This is a genomic window from Brevundimonas sp. AVps4, assembly GCF_058681525.1.
In genome coordinates this window covers 863,508-883,295 of the sequence record NZ_CM178741.1, presented here as the reverse complement: position 1 = coordinate 883,295, position 19,788 = coordinate 863,508, and the positions used below count along the sequence as shown (strand labels likewise).

Genomic DNA, 19,788 nt, shown 5'->3' with positions numbered 1-19,788 from the left:
CGCGCGACCGATTGGCCGCGTCGGATCAGATGATCGTGCGCGTCCGTCTGGGAGGGTATTCAGGCCCGTCGCCGTCGTGGGCCGGACGTGCGCCATCGCCCGCCGGCTGGATCAGCACGGCGTTCATGGCGACGAGGGGGCTCAGATCGCGGTTGAGGATCGGGATGGCGGTGTGGCTGTCGCCGCTCGTATGGTGGTGATGGCTTGCTGGACGCCCGGCCTCGCCCTCGTCTTCGCCGTCTTCGGCTTGATCCAGTGGATCCTCGGCTGGCGCGTCGGGGGCGATATGGACGTGCAGCGAGCCATGATCGACGTCCGCGATCTCTGCGTGATCACCGTGGCCGATCGCGACTGCCGGCCAATCCGACGCATGGGCAATCTGGTGCCGCCCTTCCTGAACCCCATGCAGGCTCAACGTCGCCACGAGGGCGGCGCACAGGCTGACGCAAATGGTGCGAAACAGGCGAGACAAGATTGAACGGCTCCTTCATCCGCCATAGTGCGACCCGATCCCAATGGCAACGGTCGAGGTTGCCGCATCACGATATGGCTAGGATTCGTCCTTCAGGTGGATACGTGATGGCGGAGGTCGGGAGCTCCGTTGACGGCTGCGACGATGCGAACATTGATCGATCCGCCAGTCGTGGTAAGGGGCGGCATGGGAGTGACTCACTATCATTCTCAAAATGTTTTCTTGGTGGGCTGCGGGTCGCTGCGGCGCCAGTGCGGCGCCGACCGGTCGGGATTGACCGACGCCGAGGCAGTACCCACGTCTCGTGGCCCGGGGTCAGGCCGGCGCTGCGGGCCGGGCTCGCCGGCTTTCGAACCGGCGTCGGATCCAGGTTCGCCCAGGTTTCTCAACGAGCAGATGCAAGGGCCGCCGCGATCAGCGCCGTGACGACGAACAACCCTGCCAGTTCGACTGGCGTGATGCGGAAGGCGCTGTCGATGCCGCGCAGTTCGGCGACCACGCCCTTGAAGGCGACGAGGACGGGCATGTGCACGAGATAGAGGGCGAAGGAGGCTTCACCGGCGAAAACCAGCGCAGGGGCGGCGAGAGGCCCCTCGCAGTCCGCGCGTGCGAGCAGGGACCAGGTCAGGATAACGGGGGCTGAGAGGGCGACGATGATCCGGTCGTCCAACGACAGCTGCATAGCGCCGAGCAACACGAGGGTAGCAGCCAGGGCGGCGGCGATGGCGACGGGCCGGCTCCAGCGCCAGCGATGGCCCAAGCCGTAGAGCGCCATGCCGATCAGAAAGGCCGGCGCTATGCGCAAGATGCCCATGTCGTCCTCGGCCCGAGGCAGAACCTTGCCGAAGGTTGAGACGTAGGCCGCGTCGATGACAACATAGCTGACGATGCCCAAGCCGAGCAGGAACCAAGGACGATGTCTCATCCGGATCGAGAGAAGGGCGTAGGCCGGGAACAGCAGATAGGCGAACCATTCCGCCGAGAGCGACCAGGACGGGCCGCTCCAATTGTATCCGATTTCGCTTGGAAACCACGCCTGTACCAGGAACAGGGTCTTGAAGAAGCCCTCTGTCGTGTAGGTCGAGAGATCGAACGGAACGCCAGAGATTGAAGCTCCGAGCACCATGATCAGAACACCGCCTAAAATCGCCAGATGGAGGGGATAGAGCCGAGCCAAGCGGGCCACGAGGAAGCGCCTGTAGCTGAACGTTCCTGCGGCGAAAGCGGGGCCGTAGACGTGGGCCAGAATGAAGCCCGACAGCATGAAGAAGGCGTCGACCCCCAGCCGGCTTCGCTCGATGATCGGGCTGTAGCCCAGGGCCGGATCCCACTGAAGCTGGTAGTGGAACAGCACCACGCCCATGGCCAGGAAGGCCCGCAGGCTGGTCAGGGCCCTCAGATCAGCCGGGTAGCCTTCGTGAGTCGGAGAAACGGACGTCATGAACGATGGCCCCCACGGCGGGCGGCACAGGACGGACCGCTTAATTGGTATACGCATCGGTCGCCGCCATCCCTCATCCTCTCGCATCCGGGGGTCAGGCCTGCCGCGCTGGAGAAAAGGCCATGATCTGATCCTGCGCCGCTCGCGGGCTCATGGCGGTCGGCTTGCAGGTTTCATCGGAAGGCGGGATGACGCGTGCCACCGGCTCAGCCCACAGTTCAGCGCGGGCCGTGGTGTACGATGGCCTGGATCTCATCGAGCGCGGTTTTCTCCATGGGCGATGGATGGGCCGTCTATGCGGGCGCGCACGAAGACCACGTCGCCCACCCATGTCGCAATCCAGCTGACCGTGGCTCGCGCGGGCTCGGTCCGCGTGGTTCTGGACGACCGTCCGCCCTGAGCCGTCAGGCGATCGTCATCGGGCCTTCTGGCGCTGATCGGCCGGCCCTCGCCTCGTCATTCCGCCCTCTCCGACGGCCCTGTCGAGCCCTGAGGCCCAGCCGGACCGCATCGTGGCGGGCTTCAAAGAACAGCTCGGCGTCAAGGTATGTAAGCTGGATGCACGCCTTGAAGGGGCGCTCCTCAAGCCGTCTGAGGACCCGGCGCCCGGAGCCGTCGCCCGGGAGCCTGGGCGGTCGGCGCCTCAAGGTCCTGGCCTAGGCGCAGATGCAGGCTCCACGTCTTTGCTACGCTCCCGTGATTTTCCGTGGGTTTTTCGGCCTGTTCACCAGCCTGTGGGATCATCTCTTGGGCAAGTTTCCGGTCCGGGGTCCACACGCCCCGGGCAGGCCAGATCGGCGGTCGGCCCGACTACCCGAGAGGATATTTTAAGACGCTCGCCGAACCAATCCGACGGGATGTCTAGGGAAATGTCCTGCGCTACCGCGAGGCGCGTCCGAGAAGGTCGATCAGTTCTGTGGCCTTGGCCTTGCGATCGGAGAGATCGTCGCCGGTCATCGCCCCCATGACGCAGTGGTCAAGGTGGTCTCTGAGCACCTCGCTCTCGACGCGCAGCAGGGCCGCCCGTACGGCCTGGAGCTGGGTGAGGACCTCCACGCAGTAGCGGTCCTCCTCGACCATCCGGGCGATGCCGCGCACCTGGCCCTCGATCCGGTTCAGGCGGTTCAACACCTTGGGTTTTGTTTCCGTCTGCATCCAATTCCTCGCTCTGACCGTTCGACCATACCCCAGGACAGCGCCTTGCGCGATACCCCCTTAGGGTATATATGGCGTCCAGCTGTTTCAAGGAGCCCGCCATGTCCATGCCCTCCCCTTCGCATCCGCCCGACCACAGCTGCTGTTCGGCCAAATCGGCGGACAGCGGCGCGAAGGCGGTCGATCCGGTCTGCGGCATGACCGTCGATCCGGCGACCACAGCGCATCGGGCGGCCCACGACGATAAGGACTATTTCTTCTGTTCGGCGGGCTGCCGGACCAAATTCATCGCCGATCCGGACCGCTATCTCGGCGAGGCCCGGCAACCGGCGCCTGTCATCCCGGGCGCCATCTACACCTGCCCGATGCATCCGGAGGTGCGCCAGGAGGGCCCGGGCTCCTGCCCGATCTGCGGCATGGCGCTGGAGCCGGAGACCGTCACCGCCGAGGCGCCGGTCAATCACGAACTGATCGACTTCACCCGCCGCCTCTGGGTTGCCGCGGTCCTGACCCTGCCCGTCTTCGCGCTCGAGATGGGCGGCCATCTGACCGGACTGGCGATGCGGATTTCGGGCCAAACCTCCAACTGGATCCAGTTCGCGCTGGCGACGCCCGTGGTGCTGTGGGCCGGCTGGCCGTTCTTCCAGCGGGGCTGGGCTTCCCTCCGCAACCGCAGCCTCAACATGTTCACCCTGATCGCCATCGGCGTCGGCGCGGCCTGGATCTACAGCGTGGTCGCGGTGCTGGCGCCGGCTCTGTTCCCGGCGGCGGTCCGCCGGATGGACGGCAGCGCGCCGGTCTATTTCGAGGCAGCGGCCATCATCACCGTCCTGGTTCTGGTGGGCCAGATTCTTGAGCTGCGCGCCCGCGAACAGACGTCCGGCGCCATCCGGGCGCTGCTTGATTTGGCGCCCAAGACCGCGCGGCGGCTCCGTGACGACGGCGGCGACGAGGACGTCACGCTCGACATGGTCGCCGTCGGAGACCGGCTGCGCGTCCGCCCCGGCGAGAAGGTGGCGGTCGATGGCGAGATTCTGGACGGTCGCGTAACCATCGACGAGTCCCTGGTCACGGGTGAATCCATGCCGGTGACCAAGGGCGTCGGGGACAAGGTCGTCGCCGGTTCGCTCAACAAGACCGGCTCGTTCGTGATGCGGGCTGACAAGGTCGGCGCCGACACCCTGCTGGCGCAGATCGTCCAGATGGTGGCCCAGGCCCAGCGCAGCCGCGCGCCGATCCAGCGGCTGGCCGACAAGGTGTCCGGCTGGTTCGTGCCGGCAGTGATCGGCATCGCGGTTCTCGCCGCCCTCGTCTGGGGCCTGGTCGGTCCCGAACCGCGCCTGTCCTACGCGCTGGTCGCCGCGGTCTCGGTGCTGATCATCGCCTGTCCCTGCGCGCTGGGCCTGGCAACGCCGATCTCCATCATGGTCGGGGTGGGGCGCGGCGCCCACGCCGGGGTCTTGATCAAGAACGCCGAGGCGCTGGAGCGTTTCGAAAAGGTCGACACCCTGGTGCTCGACAAGACCGGCACCCTGACCGAGGGGCGCCCGTCGGTCACGGCGATCCGGCCCGCGCCCGGGTTCGACGAGACCGAGCTTCTGAGACTCTCCGCCAGTCTGGAGCGGGCCAGCGAACATCCGCTGGCCGACGCCGTCGTCCGCGCCGCGACGGATCGCAAGCTCGCGCTGTCGGAGGCCTCGGAGTTCGACAGCCCGGTCGGGCGTGGCGTCACCGGGGTGGTCGACGGCCGCCGCGTGGCGCTCGGCAACGGCCGCTACCTCGGCGAGATCGGCGTCGATGTCGCCGCCCTCGAGGCCGAGGCCGAGGCGCTACGCCAGGACGGCGCCACCGCGATCTTCGTGGCCGTGGACGGGGCCGCGGCCGGCGTCCTCGGCATCGCCGACCCGGTCAAGGCGACGACCGCCGGGGCCATTCGCGATCTGAAGGCCGCGGGCCTGCGCCTGGTGATGATGACCGGGGATAACCGGACCACGGCCGAGGCGGTGGCGCGCCGGCTCGGCATAGACGACGTCCAGGCCGAGGTCCTGCCGCAGGACAAGGCGGCGGTCGTCGAGCGGCTGCGCGCCGAGGGCCGGATCGTCGCCATGGCTGGCGACGGGGTCAACGATGCCCCGGCCCTGGCCGCCGCCGATGTTGGTGTGGCCATGGGCGCAGGTTCCGACGTGGCGATCGAGAGCGCCGGCGTCACCCTGCTGGGGGGCGACCTCCAGGGCATCGTCCGGGCCCGCAAGCTGTCGAAGGCGGTGATGAGCAACATTCGCCAGAATCTCGTCTTCGCCTTCGGGTACAACGCCCTGGGCATCCCGGTCGCGGCGGGGCTGCTGTACCCGATCTTTGGCCTCCTGCTGTCGCCGGCTCTGGCGGCGTTGGCGATGGCCCTGTCCTCCGTGAGCGTCATCGGCAATGCGCTGCGGCTTCGTGCGGTCAGACTTTAACGGGGGCGGCATGGGGGACCGGGGCCAGGAGAAGGCGACGACCGGCGTTTGCGCCATTACGCACTCCGGCAGCCGATCCCTCGCCTGATCCAACAGCGTTCGGGTATATTTGATCAAGGCGGAACCGTGTCGGAGGACCCGGATTTAACTGGCGTTCATGTCCGGTTGCGCAACGGCGCCGAGATCCCGGTTCAAGTCCGCGTCCCGCCGCCGCCTCGCCGGCGCCCTCTTCAACTAGCCGCCGGCCGATTCGCCGGCGCCGCCCCACGCCGGAGACACCCGATGTTCAACCTGACCTTCACACGCTCGTCCGTTCTGCTCGCCGGCTGTTCCGCTCTCCTCGTGGCGGCGTGCAGCCCGGCCGCCGAGCCGCCGGCGGCCTCCAAGGCCGACGAGTCGGCGCAGACTCCGGAGCCCATGGCGATGGCGCAGACGCCCTTCTCCGCCGCCGAGGCGAGGATGCACGAGGCCATGAGGTCGGCGACGGGAGCCAGCGCCGGAGAGGCATGGGCCCGCAAGATGATCCCCCATCACCAAGGCGCCCTCGATATGTCCCAGATCGTGCTGCGCGACACGCGGGATGCCGACATTCGCCGGATGGCGCAGAAGACCGTCGAGATGCAGACCGGGGACATCGCCGAGCTCCAGCGTTGGCTCGAAACAAACGTGGGGGCCGCAGCCGGTGCGGCAGCGCCGGGCGGAGGCGGTGAGCCGCCGTTCGCGCCGGCCGAAGCGAAAATGATGGAGGCCATGATGGCCGCGACCGGGGTCGACACGGACCAGACCTGGGCTCGCAAGATGATCGCGCATCACCAGGGCGCCCTCGACATGGCCCAGGTGGTGCTGCGCGAAAGCCAGGACGCCGACATCCGGCGCATGGCGCAGAAGACGATCGAGATGCAGACCGCGGACATCGCGGAGCTGCGCGCCTGGCTGGAGGCTCATCCCGCCAGCGCAGGATGATCCGGCGTCGGCGAGAAGTCCCGTTGCAGATTTGCGAGTAGAGGAAGAACAATCGATGGAAAACATGAAGACCATGCACGCCATGAAGGGGAGCTATCGGTCGTTCGCGATCGAGCTCGTCCTGGATTTCATCATCATGTACCTCGTGATGTACACGATGATCGCGTCCCTCAATCATTTCTACTTCAACCTCAACAACGTCTACATGACCCTCATGATGGTCTCGCCTATGGCGATCCTCATGCTGGTGTTCATGCGGTCGATGTATCCGTCGAAACGGACGAATCTGCTGATCGGCGGGGCTGCCGCCCTGGTGTTTGCGGTCAGCTTCTGGGGTATGCGGACCCAGGCGGCGGTGGGAGACACGGAGTTCCTGCGTTCGATGATCCCGCACCACTCCGGCGCCATCCTGATGTGCCAGCAAGCCTCGCTGACGGATCCGGAAGTGCTCGGTCTGTGCGAGGAAATCGTGCGCTCCCAGGAACAGGAGATCGCCCAGATGAAGGCTCTTCTGGCGCGGCGGTAATTCGGCGGGCGGCCGCGAGGGCCGCCGGCGCGGTCGGCTCTGCGGCAGCGTGTCGCGAGGGCCGACCGCGTCGCCTGCGTAAATCCCTATAGATCGTCGCCGTACGGAGGCGCGGTCATGACTTTCAGGAGTATCCCATGAAGCTGGATCGTCGACTACTGCTGCGCGGCGCTGTCGCCGGAGGCGGTCTCGCGGCCCTGCAGGGCTTGATGCCCGCCTGGGCCCAGACAGGTTCGCCGGGGTTGCGGGCGGACCTGCCGACCCTCACCGGCCCGAACATCGACCTGACGATCGGTCAGTCGCCGTTCACCGTGAACGGGCGCACCGCCACGGCCACAACGATCAACGGCGTGCTTCCCGCGCCGGTGCTCCGTTTGCGCGAAGGCCAGAACGTCCGCCTCGCGGTGACGAACCAGCTTGATGAGGACACATCCATCCACTGGCACGGCATCCTGCTGCCGTTCCAGATGGACGGTGTGCCGGGCGTCAGCTTCCCCGGCATCCGCCCGCGCGAGACCTTCGTTTACGAATTCCCGGTCCGGCAGTCCGGCACCTTCTGGTACCACAGCCACTCAGGACTGCAGGAGGCGCTCGGCCATTACGGGCCCATCGTCATCGACCCGGCGGGCGCCGACCCGGTCGCCTACGACCGCGAACATGTGCTGGTCCTGTCGGACTGGAGCTTCATGCACCCGCACGAAATCTTCGACAAGCTCAAGAAGAGCCCCGGTTACTTCAACCGCCAGCGCACCACCCTGGCCGGCCTGCTGGACGGCAGCGACCGGATGAGCCTGGAAGAGCGCCGGATGTGGGGCGAGATGCGCATGGATCCGCGCGACATCCTCGACGTCAACGGCTCGACCTACACCTATCTGATCAACGGCCACGGGCCGCGGGAGAACTGGACCGGTCTGTTCCGGCCCGGCGAGCGGGTGCGGTTGCGCATCATCAACGCCTCGGCCATGTCGATCTTCAACGTGCGAATTCCCGGACTGCCGATGACCGTGGTTCAGGCCGACGGCGAGAATGTGCGCCCGATCGAGACCGACGAGTTCCAGATTTCTGTGGCCGAGACCTATGACGTCATCGTCCAGCCGACCGAGGACCGCGCCTACACCATCGTCTCCGAAGCCATCGACCGATCGGGCATGGGGCGGGCGACCCTGGCGCCGCGTCTTGGAATGACCGCCGAGGTTCCGCCGCTGCGGGAGGTTCCCAACCTGACCATGAAGGACATGGGCATGGGGGACATGGGCGGCATGGGCGGAATGGATCACGGGTCCATGGGAGCCCAGCCGGGCGGAGCCATGGCCGGGATGGACCACGGGGCCATGACCGGAGCCTCCGGCGGAGCCATGGCGGGCATGGATCACGGCGCCGTGCCTGCCCAGCCTGCCGGGGCGATGCCTGGAATGGATCACGGCTCCATGGCCGGAATGAACATGCGCGATCCCGAGAATGCGCCGCCCGACATGGCGGTCGGTGTGGGCGTCGATGCCATCGCGATGGCGCCGGCCAACCGCATGGGCGAGCGTCCGATCGGGCTTCAGGATGTTCCGCATCGCGTCCTCGTCTACACCGACCTCGTCTCGCTCCAGCCCAACAAGGATCAGCGTCCCCCGTCCCGGACGATGGAAATCCATCTGACCGGCAATATGGAGCGGTTCATGTGGGGCTTTGACGGCCGAAAATTCAGCGAGCTGGTCGAGCCGATCCGGTTCGAGCGGGACGAGCGGGTGCGCGTGACCCTGGTCAACGATTCCATGATGGCGCACCCGATCCATCTGCACGGCCATTTCTTCGAACTGGTCACCGGGGGCCCTGCCGGGCACCAGCCGCTCAAACACACTGTCAACGTTCCGCCGGGCGGCAAGGTCAGTTTCGACCTGACCGCCGACAACCCCGGCGACTGGGCCTTCCACTGTCACCTATTGCTGCACATGCATGCCGGGATGTTCAATGTGGTCACGGTCCGTCCGATGGAAGGAGCTGCATCGTGAAGACGTCGGTCGCCGTCCTTCCCCTGATCCTCGCCGCGGCCTCCGCGGCGGCGGGAACGCCTGCGCTGGCGCAGAGCCACGCCGGGCATGCAACGCCCGCGCCTGTTCGCCAGACGCTTCCGGAGGGTTGCGTCGCGCGCGGCTCCTCCACCGCCGATGCATCCCGGATAGGGACGGCCGGAGCGCCGACGTGCCCGACGGGCGCGGTGCCCGTCCGTCTGCAGGCTGGGGCGATGCCGGCGGGGCACGACATGTCGACCATGGGCCAGACCCGGCCTGCGCCGGCCATGCCTGCGGGACACGACATGTCTACGATGCCCCAGACGCAGCCCGCTCCAGCCGCCGCGTCTAGACATGCCGGTCATGACATGTCGACCATGGGTCAGACCCAGCCCGCGCCGGCCATGCCGGCGGGGCACGACATGTCGGCTATGGGCCAGACCCAGCCGGCTCCGGCCGCCGCGTCCCCGCATGCCGGCCATGACATGTCGGCCATGGGTCAGACCCAGCCTGCGCCAGCCATGCCCGCGGGGCACGACATGTCGACGATGGGCCAGACTCAGCCGGCTCCGGCCGCCACGTCCCCGCATGCCGGTCATGATATGTCGACCATGGGTCAGACCCAGCCCGCGCCAGCCATGCCGGCGGGACACAACATGTCGACGATGGGCCAGACCCAGCCGGCTCCGGCCGCCGCGTCCCCGCATGCCGGCCATGACATGTCGACCATGGGTCAGACCCCGCCCGCGCCGGCCATGCCGGCGGGGCACGACATGTCGACGATGGGTCAGATGCCGGCCGGACACGACATGTCCGGAATGGCCATGCCGCCCGACGTCCCGACCAGCGCGAACAATCCCGGACGTCCACCGGAAGCCCCCGCTCCGGCGGGCGCGGCAAGCGGGCCGGCCAATGCCGCCGACCTGCTGTTCGACCCCGCCGAAATGGCGGCGGCCCGCGCCCAACTGCGGGTCGAGCATGGAAATGTGCGCACGACGGCGGTCATCATCGACCAGCTCGAAGCGACCTTCGCCGACGGCGAAGAAGCCTACGCCTGGGACGCCCAGGGCTGGACCGGCGGCGACATCAATCGCTTCTGGTGGAAGTCCGAAGGGGAGGGAGCCTTCGACGGCGAGGTCGAGGAGGCCGAGATCCAGGCCCTCTATAGCCGGGCGTTCCGACCCTTCTTCGACTTCCAGACCGGCCTGAGGCAGACCTACCGGCCCGAAGGCGACCGGACCGACCTGGTCGTCGGCATCCAGGGTCTGGCGCCCTACTGGTTCGAGGTCGACGCGGCGGCCTTCCTGTCCAACAAGGGCGAACTCACGGCGAGGGCCGAGGCCGAATACGATCAGCGCATCACCAATCGCTGGATCGTCCAGCCCCGGGCCGAGGTGGTGCTGTCGGCGGAGGACATCCCAGAACTCCGGATCGGGTCCGGCCTGTCGTCGCTCCAGATCGGGGCCCGGCTGCGGTACGAGTTCCGCAAGGAGTTCGCGCCCTATGTCGGCGTGGAATGGACCAAGAGCTTCGGCAATACTGCGGACTTCCTGGAAGCCGACGGACGAAGCTCGGAAGACACCCGGCTGGTCGTCGGCATTCGAGCCTGGTTCTAGCGACGGGCAGCGGCGGCGGCGCGGGTCTCCGCCGTTTGTCGCAGCTTAAGGCATTGGGCGGTTCACAGTACGAACCGTCCGGCGACGGTGTCTGACAGCGTCAGGCGGGGCCGACATTGTTGCCGGATTCCGGCGACCTTGGCGACCCGCCTGCCCGGAGCGCGGGTCCATCTCGCAGACGGCTCGTCGCGCTGATGGCAAGTGATCGACCGTGTTCAAGGCGAACGCGTCGGCCGAAATCGACAACGACGAAAAACGCCGCGCAGCTTGCTGCGCGGCGTTTCCTCACGTCGATTTCGGCCGCTCAGGAGGCGGGAGACCGTCTTCTCAGTGAACCATGAAACGGACGAGGCCGTTCATCTGGTGGCCGTCGGCGCCCTTCGCGGCCCAGGCGGCGGAATAGGATCCGGGGGCCAGGATGGGGAGGGGCGCGCTGACCGTGGTGACCGGCGCCGCGTCGTCGACCACAGCCACGTCGATGGACCGGGCGTCAGGGCCCGTCAGCCTGAGAGAGGTCAGGGTCATGGCGTGCGGGAACGTCGCCGAGAAGGTCGTCGGCGCGACCGCTAGCATGGCGTTGTCCGCAGGCGCGGTGACGACGCCGTTGGCGGGGGCCTGCATGGCGGCGTGATCCTGCGCCGACATGCCCGCGTGCGAATGGCTCTGGGCCTGGGCGAGGGAGACGGGAGCCAGCGCCGCCAGAGCGGCCAGGCTGGTGAGGATTGAACGGTTCATGAGAGACTTCCTGATGCTTACGTGGACTACTGGTTGGGCGGCATGGTCATGCCGTCCATCTTCGACATGTCATGGCCGGCCATCGGATCGGCCGGCGGCGGCGTCGGGGCGGGTGCTGGCGCCGGCGCGGGGCGGGTCGGTCGGGGCGTCGAGGCCCGGGGGGACAGCGCCGGGGCTGGTGCGGCGGCCTGCGGCTGCGGGGTCGGCTCGGGCGTGGCGACCGGCGCGGCCTCCATCGGGGTCGTCGCCGAGGCGCCCGGCGCCGTCTGGGCCTCGACCGGTTGAGGGTCGGCGGCCGGCTGGCAGGCGCCCAGGGTGATCGCCGCTGCGGCGGCGAGGATCGGGACTCTCATGTGACAAGCTCCTGAAAGAAAAGGGCGACAGTCGGGTCGATTTCCCGCGACGCCCTCATACTAGAATACGCGGACGGGCGCCGCATCCCTCGCCGCCTGGAGGTCGATCGACGGAGCGCCGCTGCGGCCCGAGCGGGGCTAAGGCGCGACGAAGGTTCCGAGGACCCTCGAGCTGATCACTCAAGAGCGGCCCGGACAGCGGGCGTGTCGTCCAGCGCCTCGGACAGCTTGCGACGAGCCCGCGCCACGCGGGTCTCCACGGTCTTGATGGAGACACCCAGCATCCCGGCCGTTTCCGCCTGACTGCGCCCTTCGATTGCCGTCAGCATAAGCGGAGCCTTGAGGTGCGGCGGCAGACGGCTCATGGCCTCGTTCAACCGCGCCAGCCTTGCGCTGGCATCCATCCGGTCATCCACCGCCTCGGCCCCGTCCGGCACGGACATGGCTTCCGGCGACGACAGGTCGACGTCGCCCCGGATGAGCCGCCGAACGAAGCGGCGACGGCTCCAGTCCCGGCATTTATTGAGTGCGATGGTCCGGATCCAGGCCTCGAAGGGTCGGACCGGGTCGTAGCGGCGAATGTTGATCCAGGCCGCCGCATAGGTGTCCTGCAACAGGTCCCAGGCGTCCTGTTCATCGCCGACATAGCGCCGGACGAAACGGAACAGAGAAGTCTTGGTCTGCCGCATCAACTCGCTGAAGGCCGCCCGGTCCCCGCCGGCGGCGCGGGCTGACAGGTCGTTGGGGCTGTCCACGCGGAACGCTAGCCTTCGTCGGGCGCGAGGGCCTCGACGATACGGTCGTCGAATACCTCGGCCTGGGCCGGCGTCAGAACGGACCGCATCTCGAAGACGTGGGCGATCGTCTCCTTCTGCAAGGCGCCCATGGCGACGTGGAAATGGTCCACCGCCGCCTGGACCTGGGGACCGTCGCCGTCGCTCCGTGCGATCGCGCGCGCCAGTTCCTGATTGGCCGCGCGGACGTCCGCTTCGAGCGCGGGCCGGCGCGCGGCGAACCGGGCTTCGACTGCGTCGATGCGGGTCAGCTGGTCGGGCGAGAGCTTCAGGTCGTGGTGCACGATGTCGTGCAGGGATGGCGGTTCGCGCCGGCTCAGCACCCAGCTGGCGCTGATCCAAGTGCCCGCGCCGCTGGCGACCGCCGCCAGGACGGCCGTCAGGGCGATGGCCTGCCAGCCGCGCTTCATCGGCCGGTTTCCAGTCTCACCAGAGGCGACAGGCCCGCGTCGACCGTGAAAATGGCCATCTCCCCGGCCGGTCTGGGGGCGGCGACCGCGCCGACGCCGCCTGCCGTCAGGCCGGTGACCAGGGCCATGGCGACGGCCCCCAAACGCAGTTGCGACGCGAGCCTTTCGCCGCGAAGCGCGTCGACCCGGCTCCAGACGAGCGGTTCGAGCCCGTCGAGCGACCGGCCCAAGGGCGTCGCCGCCGATCCGGCCAAAAGATCATCCAAATTACGCGCCATCGAACACTCTCCTTGCGCCCCTAATCCCTACTACGCCGAAACAAGCCAAATCCCTCAAACGAGGGGACGGCCTCCCCGGTGCGTAGTTAGCAGAAGGGACGGGATGGGAGAGAACAATGTCGATACGCAAACTTCTGTCGGGGATCGCCCTGGTGGTGGCGCTGTCTGTCAGCGCGCCCGCGTTCGCGCACGAGGATCATGACAAGCAGGCCGCGGCCCGTGCCCAGGCCGCCGCGCCGGCGGGCGCCGTGCCAGAAGGCGGCGTGATGGCCATGCCGGGGATGGCTATGGACATGGACCACGGGGCCATGACGGCGGACGAGGGTCCCAAGCCAATGCCCCAGCGCCTGTATCGCTGGCTCGGCGCCATGCATCCCGCCGCCGTCCATTTCCCGATCGCGCTGTTCCTCGTCGCCGCGCTCCTCGAGATCGCCGCCCTGACGCTGCGTCGGCCGGTCCTGACCCAGGGCACGCGGGTGATCATCGCCCTGGCGGCGATCTCCGCGGTCGCCGCGGTGGCGCTGGGATGGTTCGCTATGGGGCTGCCCGGGAAGGACGATGTGACTCACCTCTACCATCGGTGGCTCGGCACCTCGATCGCCGCGCTCGGCCTGCTGAGCTGGTGGGCGAAGGAACAATGGGTCCGCCGGCCGGGGCGCGGGCGCGAGCTGATCTACATCGGTCTTTTGACCGTGACCGCCGCCGCCGTGGTGGTCAACGGCCTGCTGGGCGGGATGCTGACCCATGGCATGAGGCATCTGATGTTCTGACGGCCTTGGGGTCCGTCGTCGCCCGAACGCCTCGTTCTTCATCTACTTCGCCGGACCGGGTTCTACTGCGGCCGCGGCAAACCAGGAGACTGCACCATGATGTTCCGTTCAGCACTCGCCGGATCGGCGGTCGCCGCCCTCCTCGCGACCTCCGGCCAAGCGCAAGCTCAATCACAGGCGCCGGCCCGCTCCCACGCCCCCGGCTCGGCCCATACGCCAGGCTCGGCGCACGCCCCCGGCGATGCGCAATCCGCTGACGAGGCCCAGGTCCGAGCGGTCGTCACCGCCTACAAGGACGCCATCGAGCGGATGGACGTGTCGCAGACGCCGGCCCTGTTCTGGACCGACTCGGAGATCTTCGAGAACGGCGGCGTGGAGGGATCGTTCGCCTATTATCTGGAGCACCATCTCGGGCCCGAATTCGCCGATCTGGCCGGCTTCGACTTCCGCAACCACGAAATGAAAGTCGAGGTTGACGGCGACACCGCCTTCGTGAGCGAGACCTACACCTTCCACATCACCTTCAAGTACGGAGCCCGGGCCCCCATAGAGCGCCGCGGCGCCGCCACGAGCGTCCTGCGCAAGCGGGGTGACGAGTGGAGGTTCGACGTCTATCACTCCTCGGCCCGGCCCTTCCGCCCCGCCGCCTGATCGCGGCGGCGACCGTCATCGGCGGCCTCCAGATATCGCTCGCCAGAGGGACCCATGAGATCGATGCCCACCCTTTCACGCCGTGCGTTTCTGGCCGCGGGGGCCGGCTCCGTCGCCGTCGCGGCCTGCGCTCCGGGCGCCCGTTCATCGACCGAGCTCGCGGTCTACAAGACCCCGACCTGCGCCTGTTGCACGGCCTGGGTGGATCACATGCGCGCCGCCGGCTTCAAGGCGCGGGTCAACGAACTCCCGAGCCTTCGCTCTATACGCAGCACCCAAGGCGTGCCCGAGGCGCTCGCCTCCTGCCACACGGCCATGATCGGCGGCTATGTCCTCGAGGGCCATGTGCCGGCCGAGGATGTCCGCAAGCTTCTGGCCGAACGTCCCGAGGCCGTGGGCCTCGCAGTGCCGGCGATGCCGCTGGGGTCTCCCGGCATGGAGACGCCAGACGGCCAACGTGAGCCCTATGAGACCCTGCTGATCCTCAAGGGCGGCGGTACGCGCGTCTTCGCGCGTCACGGCTAGGCGAGGCCCAGGGATGAAGGTTCTCAAGCTCTCCACCCAGCTGCACAAATGGATTGCGCTCGTCGTCGGCCTTCAGGTGCTGTTCTGGGTCGGCGGCGGTCTGGTGATGACGGCCATTCCGATCGAGACGGTGCGCGGCGAACATCGGGCGGTTGACCTCAAGCCGAGCCCGCTGGAGCTCGGCGCGCTTCCGGCACTGAGCGAGATCGCGCGCCGAGCGGGCGTCGCGCCTGTCCAGGCGGAGCTTCACACGACGCCGCGGGGGGCGGCCTGGACCTTGAAGCCGGCGTCGGGCGAGCCAGTCGTCGTGTCCGCCGCGACCGGCCGGCCGTTCGGACCGATGTCGGCCGCCGACGCCTCGGCCTTCGCCAAGGGCGCGTACAAGGGCGAGGCGCGGGTTTCCGGCGCGGTTCTTCTGGCGACGGCGCCCGAGGAGACGGGACGCACCGGACCGCTGTGGCGGGTAGACTTCGCCGACCGCGAAAAGACGGCCTTCTACCTGTCGCCAGCGACAGGCGAAGTGGTGACGCGCCGCTCGGGCGTGTGGCGGATCTTCGACTTCTTCTGGCGACTGCACGTCATGGACTGGAACGACGGCGAGGACTTCAATCACCCCCTGATCATCATCACTACCGCCTTGACCCTGAGCATTGTGATTTCGGGCTTCATCCTGCTGTGGATACGGATCTCCCGCGACCTGAAAATGGCGCGTGCGGTTCGCAAGCGGGAGCCATGAGGCAGGCGACGGCTCGATCACAGGAAGCTCTGCCAAGAGACAACGACCGGACTTCACCACCGCGTCTCGCCGCCCTGACCACCGCCTGGCCGCCGCACATCCTGCGGCAAGAGGACGTCGCGGCCAACGGGGCCGAAATGTTCGCCACGACCCACGGCGGTTTCGAGCGGCTGGCGCCTATCTATCGAAACGCCTTGATCGACACACGGCATTCGTGCGTCCCAATGGACTGGTATCTGCAGCCGCACAGCTTCGCGGAGCGGAACGACCTGTTCCTGGAACACGCAGTCGCCCTGATGGCCGAGAGCACGACGAGCGCGCTGGAGCAAGCGGGGTGATCGCGACCTTGGCCGGTTTTGGACCACTCGGATCATCACCTGCCCGGCGCGCCGCTAGTCCGATCCGGCCCTTCCGGGTCATTCGTCATCCCAACTACTGGATCGCATCTCTTGAGATCGCCATGTTGCCGCTGGTTTTCGGCCAGGTCTGGATAGCAGTGGTGTTCACCGCGCTTAATGCCATGCTGATCACCTGGCGGGTGCGGCTGGAGGATCGCGCTCTTGCCTATCAGGCCTGTGAGCCAGAACGACCTGGATGCGAGGCGGGCCAGTCACCGACGATCAGGTCACGCGGTGCGAAATCTCGGTCAGAGCCCTGAGACCGGTTCCGAAGCGGGCGATTGATGCCCGGTGCCGTTCCAGTTCTCCGTAGGGCAGATAGCGCACATTGAGATCGGCGATCCGGCTGAAGGCCGGACGTTGCAACTGCGCCCGCACATCGTTTTCGCGGCTGTCGGGAGCGACCAGGAAAAGGCCGGCGGAGATGTTTAGTTCGCCTGACAGGGCGAGGTCCAGCATTCGCACGACACCGGAGTAGATCGTGGTGGAATGCTCGACCTCGAAGGCGGCCGCCACGCGGTCCGCGTCTCCCTCCAGCCAGAGTACGTCGATCAGCCGGATGGACTCGGCGCCTGGACCGTTCGCCAGCGACGGCGGTAGTTGTTCTAGGCAGCCCTCGCTCAGGCGTGCGCCCTCGTGCTGGCGCCCGCGGTCATTGGACGCGATCCAGACCCTGTAGCCCAGCGCGCGACCCAGATCACGGACCCAGGCCTGGATCTCTGTGTGGGTCCGGTCCGTCTCGCCCTGCTGGAGCGCGGTCTTCTCGAACTTGACCGCTTCGGCGCGCGCTTCGGCCAGCCGCGCGTCCCAGCCGCTGGCGGACAGACTCTCGTCGTCCAGGGGCGGCGCGGGATAACGGCCGGAGCCCACGTCGAACAGGAAGCCCGCGATCGCCCCGAGATCGTTGGACAGAAGATCGCTGTAGCGAGCGTTGAGGGCCAAAATTCCTTGCCGCATCGCAAGGTAGTGCTCCCAGCTCCCGAGCTTGACCTTTGATCCGGTGATCGCGTTGTAGCCGTTGACGATCGCGGTATTGAACGGCGAAACGTGGATGGGATGGAGAAAATAGATCAGGTTGGCCACTGCAGGCCCGAGTCCCTTGATTCGGAGTTGGTCGATCGTGCGGATGCCCGCGAGAATTTCCGTTGCTGTCGAACAACAGCTGCAGTGATGCAGGAGCCGGCCGAAAGCGCGTTGATTGGCCGGGTTTTCGTAGATGTCCGGGATGCGAAGTTTGGGCTTCCAGAGGAAGGCATGGTCCGCGCCCTTGAAGATCTGCCGTTGTTCGGCCACCGAATGAACGATCGTCTCCAGCGACGACCCGCGATAGGCCACGCCGAACCGGCCTGCTTCGATCTCCTTGACGACCTGGCCGATGCCGCGACGGATGGAGCGGAAATTCTTCAGACGCTCGTCCCACAAGAACCAGGTCTGGTAGGTCGCAGCCGGGTCGCGCCGCCACTGTTCAATAAGATCACGAACTCGATCTGACACGGCGCGCCCCCTCAATTCTTGAGCAGTCTAGGCGGGTCCAGGTCGCTGGGCCAACGGCCATTCGCAGCCGGTCCCAAGAGCGCGTGCGACGCACCTGGCTCCAGCGCGTTCGGCGCGCGCCAACGGCTACATCGCCATTTCCATGGCCGAGACCGGAGCCAGGGTTCCCATGATGGACACCAGGGCCAGCAGCCCCAGGGCGAGGAGGGTCTCCATCACCAAGCTGCGTTTCAGCCGTGAAATGGCGGGGCCAAGATACTCGGGATCGTCCAGGGCGCTGCCGAGGTGGGGCGTCAGATAAAAGCGGTTCGCGGCCGCCAGAACCAGCATGAGCGCGAAGAGCACGAGCTTGCCCGTCAACAGCAGACCGTAGGGCGTGCTCAAGAGGCCAGCGATACGATCGGGTCCGACCATGAACCAGCTGTTCACCAGTCCGCTCAGAACCAGGACGGCGACCGATGCGGATCCGACGCCGGCGAATCCGTGAAGGGCTCGATAGAGGATCCTATCGCCATCGACCGTTTCTGACGGCCGCCGCAACGTCAGGATCAGCAAGGCCGCGAGCGCGCCGAGCCACACCGCCGCCGCCCAGCTGTGCAGGATCGCGGCCGTCAGATGAACATAGCGCCCCGCGCCTTCGGTGGCCGCGCCGTGTCCCGTCCAGGCGAAGCTGGCGCCGACGATAAGACCGGCGACAGCGACGAATTTCCACAGGCCGCGGGACGGCTTGTCTTGAATGAGCGCAAGAAGCGCGAGCAACGCGGCCAGCGTCCGGACGAGAAAGGCGGGTCCGAGGCTCGTGCCCGTGAGCATGAAGCCGAGCGTCGCCGGCTTGAGACCTTCAGTCAGCGAGCCCGCCATCACAGCGGTCTGGGCCGCGAAGGCGGCGGCGGAGCCTATGGCGACCACGGCCGCCGCGCTGACCAGCAAGGATCTCGTCCAGCCGAGGGCCACCGCGTCCGACCCGCGCAACCCGTAGAGGAGGAACAGCGGCGTCCCGAGCAGGACGACCGCGCCGCCGTACTGCGCGAGCCGGAGCAGGATGACCAGAACGTCGAGCACGATGGGTCAGCGTACCGTGAAGGCGATGGCGCCGGTCATACGGTGGCCGTCGGCGGAGGCGGCATGCCAGTTGAGGCTGTAGGCGCCGGCCGCGAGCGGTCGCGCCGTCCGTCCCGAAACGGTCATGCCGTCATCGGAGACGGTGGTCGCGACCGGGAATTTGGCACCGGCGGCGTTCACGACCTCGAGGCCCGAGAAAGCGGGAACGACGCGTTCGCTGAAGGTGACCGTCAGCGAACGCGGCGAGGCGATGCTCGCGCTCGCCGCCGGGTTGGAGGCGACGACGCGCGCGTGGGCGGCAGCCTGCGTCGCCCCCAACAGCAGGGCGCCGACGGCGCCGACGACGGAAAGGATTTTGCGAGTGGTCATAGGGAGGCTCCGAAACCAGAGGGGTTCAATGAGTTATACGGGCGCCGGGGTTGAATCCCTCGTTCGAACTGCGGGCGGGCGCGCGCTGATCCGGAGCATTGCGTTGCGCGCGCCCGACGCCAGCCCGTCGGTCGCTTGACACGGCCGGCCGACGGGCGTGGGATGACCGCGCATGTGGAACCTCGTCCGCACCCTTCTGTTCGCCCTGGCGGTGGCCGGCTTCGTCGGCCAGTCGTCCGCGCACGCCACGCCGTTCCAGGTATTCGAAGCGACGGGCGGCATGGCGGACATGGATTGCGCCGAGATGATGGTGATGGCGGACGGGCCTTCCGGCGGCGCTACTAGCCCTTGCGACGAGATGACGCCCGACTGCATCGCCAAGATGGGCTGCGCCGCCGTCGCGGCGCCCATGCCGCCGGCGCCGACCGTTCAACGGCCTTCGGCTCCGCGGGGACTCCGGTTCGCAGCCGTCGATGTCGTGCGAGAGGGCGCAGGCCCGCTTCCACTGAAGAATCCGCCGAAACGGCTGGCTTAGAACGCTTTCGCTGAACGGTAGGCCGTGCGCGACGTTACGCCGCGGTAAC

Annotated in this window: 23 protein-coding genes; 12 read left to right on the top strand and 11 right to left on the bottom strand. The window is 67.5% G+C overall.

Annotated elements, in window-relative coordinates:
* Positions 1–25: 25 nt before the first annotated feature.
* From ACW178_RS04290 to ACW178_RS04280, 3 genes are all read right to left on the bottom strand, one after another.
* Positions 26–472, bottom strand: coding sequence for a hypothetical protein (locus tag ACW178_RS04290; protein ID WP_088582500.1), 447 nt, complete (start codon positions 470–472; stop codon positions 26–28).
* A gap of 385 nt (positions 473–857) precedes the next feature.
* Complete coding sequence (locus tag ACW178_RS04285) at positions 858–1,913, bottom strand: acyltransferase family protein (RefSeq protein ID WP_492024897.1); 1,056 nt, start codon at positions 1,911–1,913, stop codon at positions 858–860.
* An 879-nt stretch (positions 1,914–2,792) separates the two neighbouring features.
* Positions 2,793–3,068 (bottom strand): metal-sensitive transcriptional regulator, encoded by a 276-nt coding sequence (locus ACW178_RS04280; RefSeq protein WP_088582502.1) that lies wholly within the window; start codon positions 3,066–3,068, stop codon positions 2,793–2,795.
* A gap of 107 nt (positions 3,069–3,175) precedes the next feature.
* On the opposite strand from ACW178_RS04280, the gene ACW178_RS04275 reads away from it, so the two are divergent.
* From ACW178_RS04275 to ACW178_RS04255, 5 genes are all read left to right on the top strand, one after another.
* Positions 3,176–5,524, top strand: coding sequence for a heavy metal translocating P-type ATPase (locus ACW178_RS04275; RefSeq protein ID WP_088582918.1), 2,349 nt, complete (start codon positions 3,176–3,178; stop codon positions 5,522–5,524).
* A 282-nt stretch (positions 5,525–5,806) separates the two neighbouring features.
* Positions 5,807–6,487 carry a DUF305 domain-containing protein gene (locus ACW178_RS04270; RefSeq protein WP_052004990.1) on the top strand — a complete coding sequence of 227 codons (681 nt, stop codon included), beginning with the start codon at positions 5,807–5,809 and terminating at the stop codon, positions 6,485–6,487.
* 55 nt (positions 6,488–6,542) lie between these two features.
* Positions 6,543–7,013: a DUF305 domain-containing protein gene (locus ACW178_RS04265; RefSeq protein WP_035308099.1), complete on the top strand. Its 471-nt coding sequence runs from the start codon at positions 6,543–6,545 to the stop codon at positions 7,011–7,013.
* A gap of 137 nt (positions 7,014–7,150) precedes the next feature.
* Positions 7,151–9,013 (top strand): copper resistance system multicopper oxidase, encoded by a 1,863-nt coding sequence (locus ACW178_RS04260; RefSeq protein ID WP_035308097.1) that lies wholly within the window; start codon positions 7,151–7,153, stop codon positions 9,011–9,013.
* A gap of 377 nt (positions 9,014–9,390) precedes the next feature.
* On the top strand, positions 9,391–10,629 hold the full coding sequence (locus ACW178_RS04255) for a copper resistance protein B (RefSeq protein WP_492024896.1): 1,239 nt from the start codon (positions 9,391–9,393) through the stop codon (positions 10,627–10,629).
* Between the two features lie 327 nt (positions 10,630–10,956).
* Here the strand turns inward: ACW178_RS04255 and ACW178_RS04250 are convergent, their stop codons facing one another.
* The 5 genes from ACW178_RS04250 to ACW178_RS04230 form a co-directional block, all read right to left on the bottom strand.
* Positions 10,957–11,364 carry a copper resistance CopC family protein gene (locus ACW178_RS04250; protein WP_052004988.1) on the bottom strand — a complete coding sequence of 136 codons (408 nt, stop codon included), beginning with the start codon at positions 11,362–11,364 and terminating at the stop codon, positions 10,957–10,959.
* Between the two features lie 26 nt (positions 11,365–11,390).
* The gene (locus ACW178_RS04245; RefSeq protein ID WP_164952665.1) at positions 11,391–11,717 is read right to left on the bottom strand and encodes a hypothetical protein; all 327 of its coding nucleotides are present in this window, start codon (positions 11,715–11,717) and stop codon (positions 11,391–11,393) included.
* A gap of 176 nt (positions 11,718–11,893) precedes the next feature.
* Positions 11,894–12,472: an RNA polymerase sigma factor gene (locus ACW178_RS04240; protein WP_230307708.1), complete on the bottom strand. Its 579-nt coding sequence runs from the start codon at positions 12,470–12,472 to the stop codon at positions 11,894–11,896.
* Between the two features lie 8 nt (positions 12,473–12,480).
* The gene (locus ACW178_RS04235) at positions 12,481–12,921 is read right to left on the bottom strand and encodes a Spy/CpxP family protein refolding chaperone (protein ID WP_088582505.1); all 441 of its coding nucleotides are present in this window, start codon (positions 12,919–12,921) and stop codon (positions 12,481–12,483) included.
* Entirely contained in the window at positions 12,918–13,199 is a 282-nt protein-coding gene (locus ACW178_RS04230; protein ID WP_088582506.1) for a hypothetical protein, read from the bottom strand. The genes ACW178_RS04235 and ACW178_RS04230 overlap by 4 nt, the downstream gene beginning before the upstream one ends.
* Positions 13,200–13,315: 116 nt before the next feature.
* Between ACW178_RS04230 and ACW178_RS04225 the strand changes: the two genes are divergently transcribed.
* The 6 genes from ACW178_RS04225 (at position 13,316) to ACW178_RS04200 (ending at position 16,539) form a co-directional block, all read left to right on the top strand.
* Positions 13,316–13,969: a DUF2231 domain-containing protein gene (locus ACW178_RS04225; protein WP_088582507.1), complete on the top strand. Its 654-nt coding sequence runs from the start codon at positions 13,316–13,318 to the stop codon at positions 13,967–13,969.
* A 96-nt stretch (positions 13,970–14,065) separates the two neighbouring features.
* Entirely contained in the window at positions 14,066–14,620 is a 555-nt protein-coding gene (locus tag ACW178_RS04220; RefSeq protein WP_088582508.1) for a YybH family protein, read from the top strand.
* A 54-nt stretch (positions 14,621–14,674) separates the two neighbouring features.
* Complete coding sequence (locus ACW178_RS04215; RefSeq protein WP_306418727.1) at positions 14,675–15,145, top strand: DUF411 domain-containing protein; 471 nt, start codon at positions 14,675–14,677, stop codon at positions 15,143–15,145.
* A gap of 13 nt (positions 15,146–15,158) precedes the next feature.
* Entirely contained in the window at positions 15,159–15,881 is a 723-nt protein-coding gene (locus ACW178_RS04210; protein ID WP_088582510.1) for a PepSY domain-containing protein, read from the top strand.
* A complete protein-coding gene (locus ACW178_RS04205; protein WP_088582511.1) occupies positions 15,878–16,219 on the top strand; it encodes a hypothetical protein in 342 nt (113 codons plus the stop codon). Before ACW178_RS04210 ends, ACW178_RS04205 begins: the two co-directional genes overlap by 4 nt.
* Before the next feature lie 122 nt (positions 16,220–16,341).
* A complete protein-coding gene (locus ACW178_RS04200) occupies positions 16,342–16,539 on the top strand; it encodes a hypothetical protein (RefSeq protein ID WP_353738806.1) in 198 nt (65 codons plus the stop codon).
* Here ACW178_RS04200 and ACW178_RS04195 read toward each other — a convergent pair.
* The 3 genes from ACW178_RS04195 to copC all read right to left on the bottom strand — a co-directional run bounded on the left by ACW178_RS04195 (position 16,502) and on the right by copC (position 19,204).
* The gene (locus ACW178_RS04195) at positions 16,502–17,773 is read right to left on the bottom strand and encodes a type II restriction enzyme NmeDI-related protein (protein WP_287106110.1); all 1,272 of its coding nucleotides are present in this window, start codon (positions 17,771–17,773) and stop codon (positions 16,502–16,504) included. The genes ACW178_RS04200 and ACW178_RS04195 overlap by 38 nt on opposite strands.
* Before the next feature lie 126 nt (positions 17,774–17,899).
* The gene (gene copD / locus ACW178_RS04190) at positions 17,900–18,835 is read right to left on the bottom strand and encodes a copper homeostasis membrane protein CopD (RefSeq protein WP_287106111.1); all 936 of its coding nucleotides are present in this window, start codon (positions 18,833–18,835) and stop codon (positions 17,900–17,902) included.
* Positions 18,836–18,841: 6 nt separating this feature from the next.
* A complete protein-coding gene (gene copC / locus ACW178_RS04185; protein ID WP_088582513.1) occupies positions 18,842–19,204 on the bottom strand; it encodes a copper homeostasis periplasmic binding protein CopC in 363 nt (120 codons plus the stop codon).
* A gap of 172 nt (positions 19,205–19,376) precedes the next feature.
* Between copC and ACW178_RS04180 the strand changes: the two genes are divergently transcribed.
* On the top strand, positions 19,377–19,739 hold the full coding sequence (locus ACW178_RS04180; RefSeq protein WP_088582514.1) for a hypothetical protein: 363 nt from the start codon (positions 19,377–19,379) through the stop codon (positions 19,737–19,739).
* The last annotated feature ends 49 nt before the right edge of the window (positions 19,740–19,788 follow it).

Bases quoted from the DNA above. Each gene is read 5' to 3' on its own strand.
- ACW178_RS04280 (WP_088582502.1), bottom strand. From the start codon at position 3,068: ATGCAGACGGAAACAAAACCCAAGGTGTTGAACCGCCTGAACCGGATC.
- ACW178_RS04220 (WP_088582508.1), top strand. From the start codon at position 14,066: ATGATGTTCCGTTCAGCACTCGCCGGATCGGCGGTCGCCGCCCTCCTC.
- ACW178_RS04270 (WP_052004990.1), top strand. From the start codon at position 5,807: ATGTTCAACCTGACCTTCACACGCTCGTCCGTTCTGCTCGCCGGCTGT.
- ACW178_RS04250 (WP_052004988.1), bottom strand. From the start codon at position 11,364: ATGAACCGTTCAATCCTCACCAGCCTGGCCGCTCTGGCGGCGCTGGCT.
- ACW178_RS04215 (WP_306418727.1), top strand. From the start codon at position 14,675: ATGAGATCGATGCCCACCCTTTCACGCCGTGCGTTTCTGGCCGCGGGG.
- ACW178_RS04275 (WP_088582918.1), top strand. From the start codon at position 3,176: ATGCCCTCCCCTTCGCATCCGCCCGACCACAGCTGCTGTTCGGCCAAA.
- ACW178_RS04210 (WP_088582510.1), top strand. From the start codon at position 15,159: ATGAAGGTTCTCAAGCTCTCCACCCAGCTGCACAAATGGATTGCGCTC.
- ACW178_RS04180 (WP_088582514.1), top strand. From the start codon at position 19,377: ATGTGGAACCTCGTCCGCACCCTTCTGTTCGCCCTGGCGGTGGCCGGC.
- ACW178_RS04285 (WP_492024897.1), bottom strand. From the start codon at position 1,913: ATGACGTCCGTTTCTCCGACTCACGAAGGCTACCCGGCTGATCTGAGG.
- ACW178_RS04225 (WP_088582507.1), top strand. From the start codon at position 13,316: ATGTCGATACGCAAACTTCTGTCGGGGATCGCCCTGGTGGTGGCGCTG.
- ACW178_RS04255 (WP_492024896.1), top strand. From the start codon at position 9,391: ATGGGTCAGACCCAGCCCGCGCCGGCCATGCCGGCGGGGCACGACATG.
- ACW178_RS04230 (WP_088582506.1), bottom strand. From the start codon at position 13,199: ATGGCGCGTAATTTGGATGATCTTTTGGCCGGATCGGCGGCGACGCCC.
- ACW178_RS04200 (WP_353738806.1), top strand. From the start codon at position 16,342: ATGTTGCCGCTGGTTTTCGGCCAGGTCTGGATAGCAGTGGTGTTCACC.
- ACW178_RS04235 (WP_088582505.1), bottom strand. From the start codon at position 12,921: ATGAAGCGCGGCTGGCAGGCCATCGCCCTGACGGCCGTCCTGGCGGCG.
- ACW178_RS04260 (WP_035308097.1), top strand. From the start codon at position 7,151: ATGAAGCTGGATCGTCGACTACTGCTGCGCGGCGCTGTCGCCGGAGGC.
- ACW178_RS04205 (WP_088582511.1), top strand. From the start codon at position 15,878: ATGAGGCAGGCGACGGCTCGATCACAGGAAGCTCTGCCAAGAGACAAC.
- ACW178_RS04265 (WP_035308099.1), top strand. From the start codon at position 6,543: ATGGAAAACATGAAGACCATGCACGCCATGAAGGGGAGCTATCGGTCG.
- ACW178_RS04245 (WP_164952665.1), bottom strand. From the start codon at position 11,717: ATGAGAGTCCCGATCCTCGCCGCCGCAGCGGCGATCACCCTGGGCGCC.
- copC (WP_088582513.1), bottom strand. From the start codon at position 19,204: ATGACCACTCGCAAAATCCTTTCCGTCGTCGGCGCCGTCGGCGCCCTG.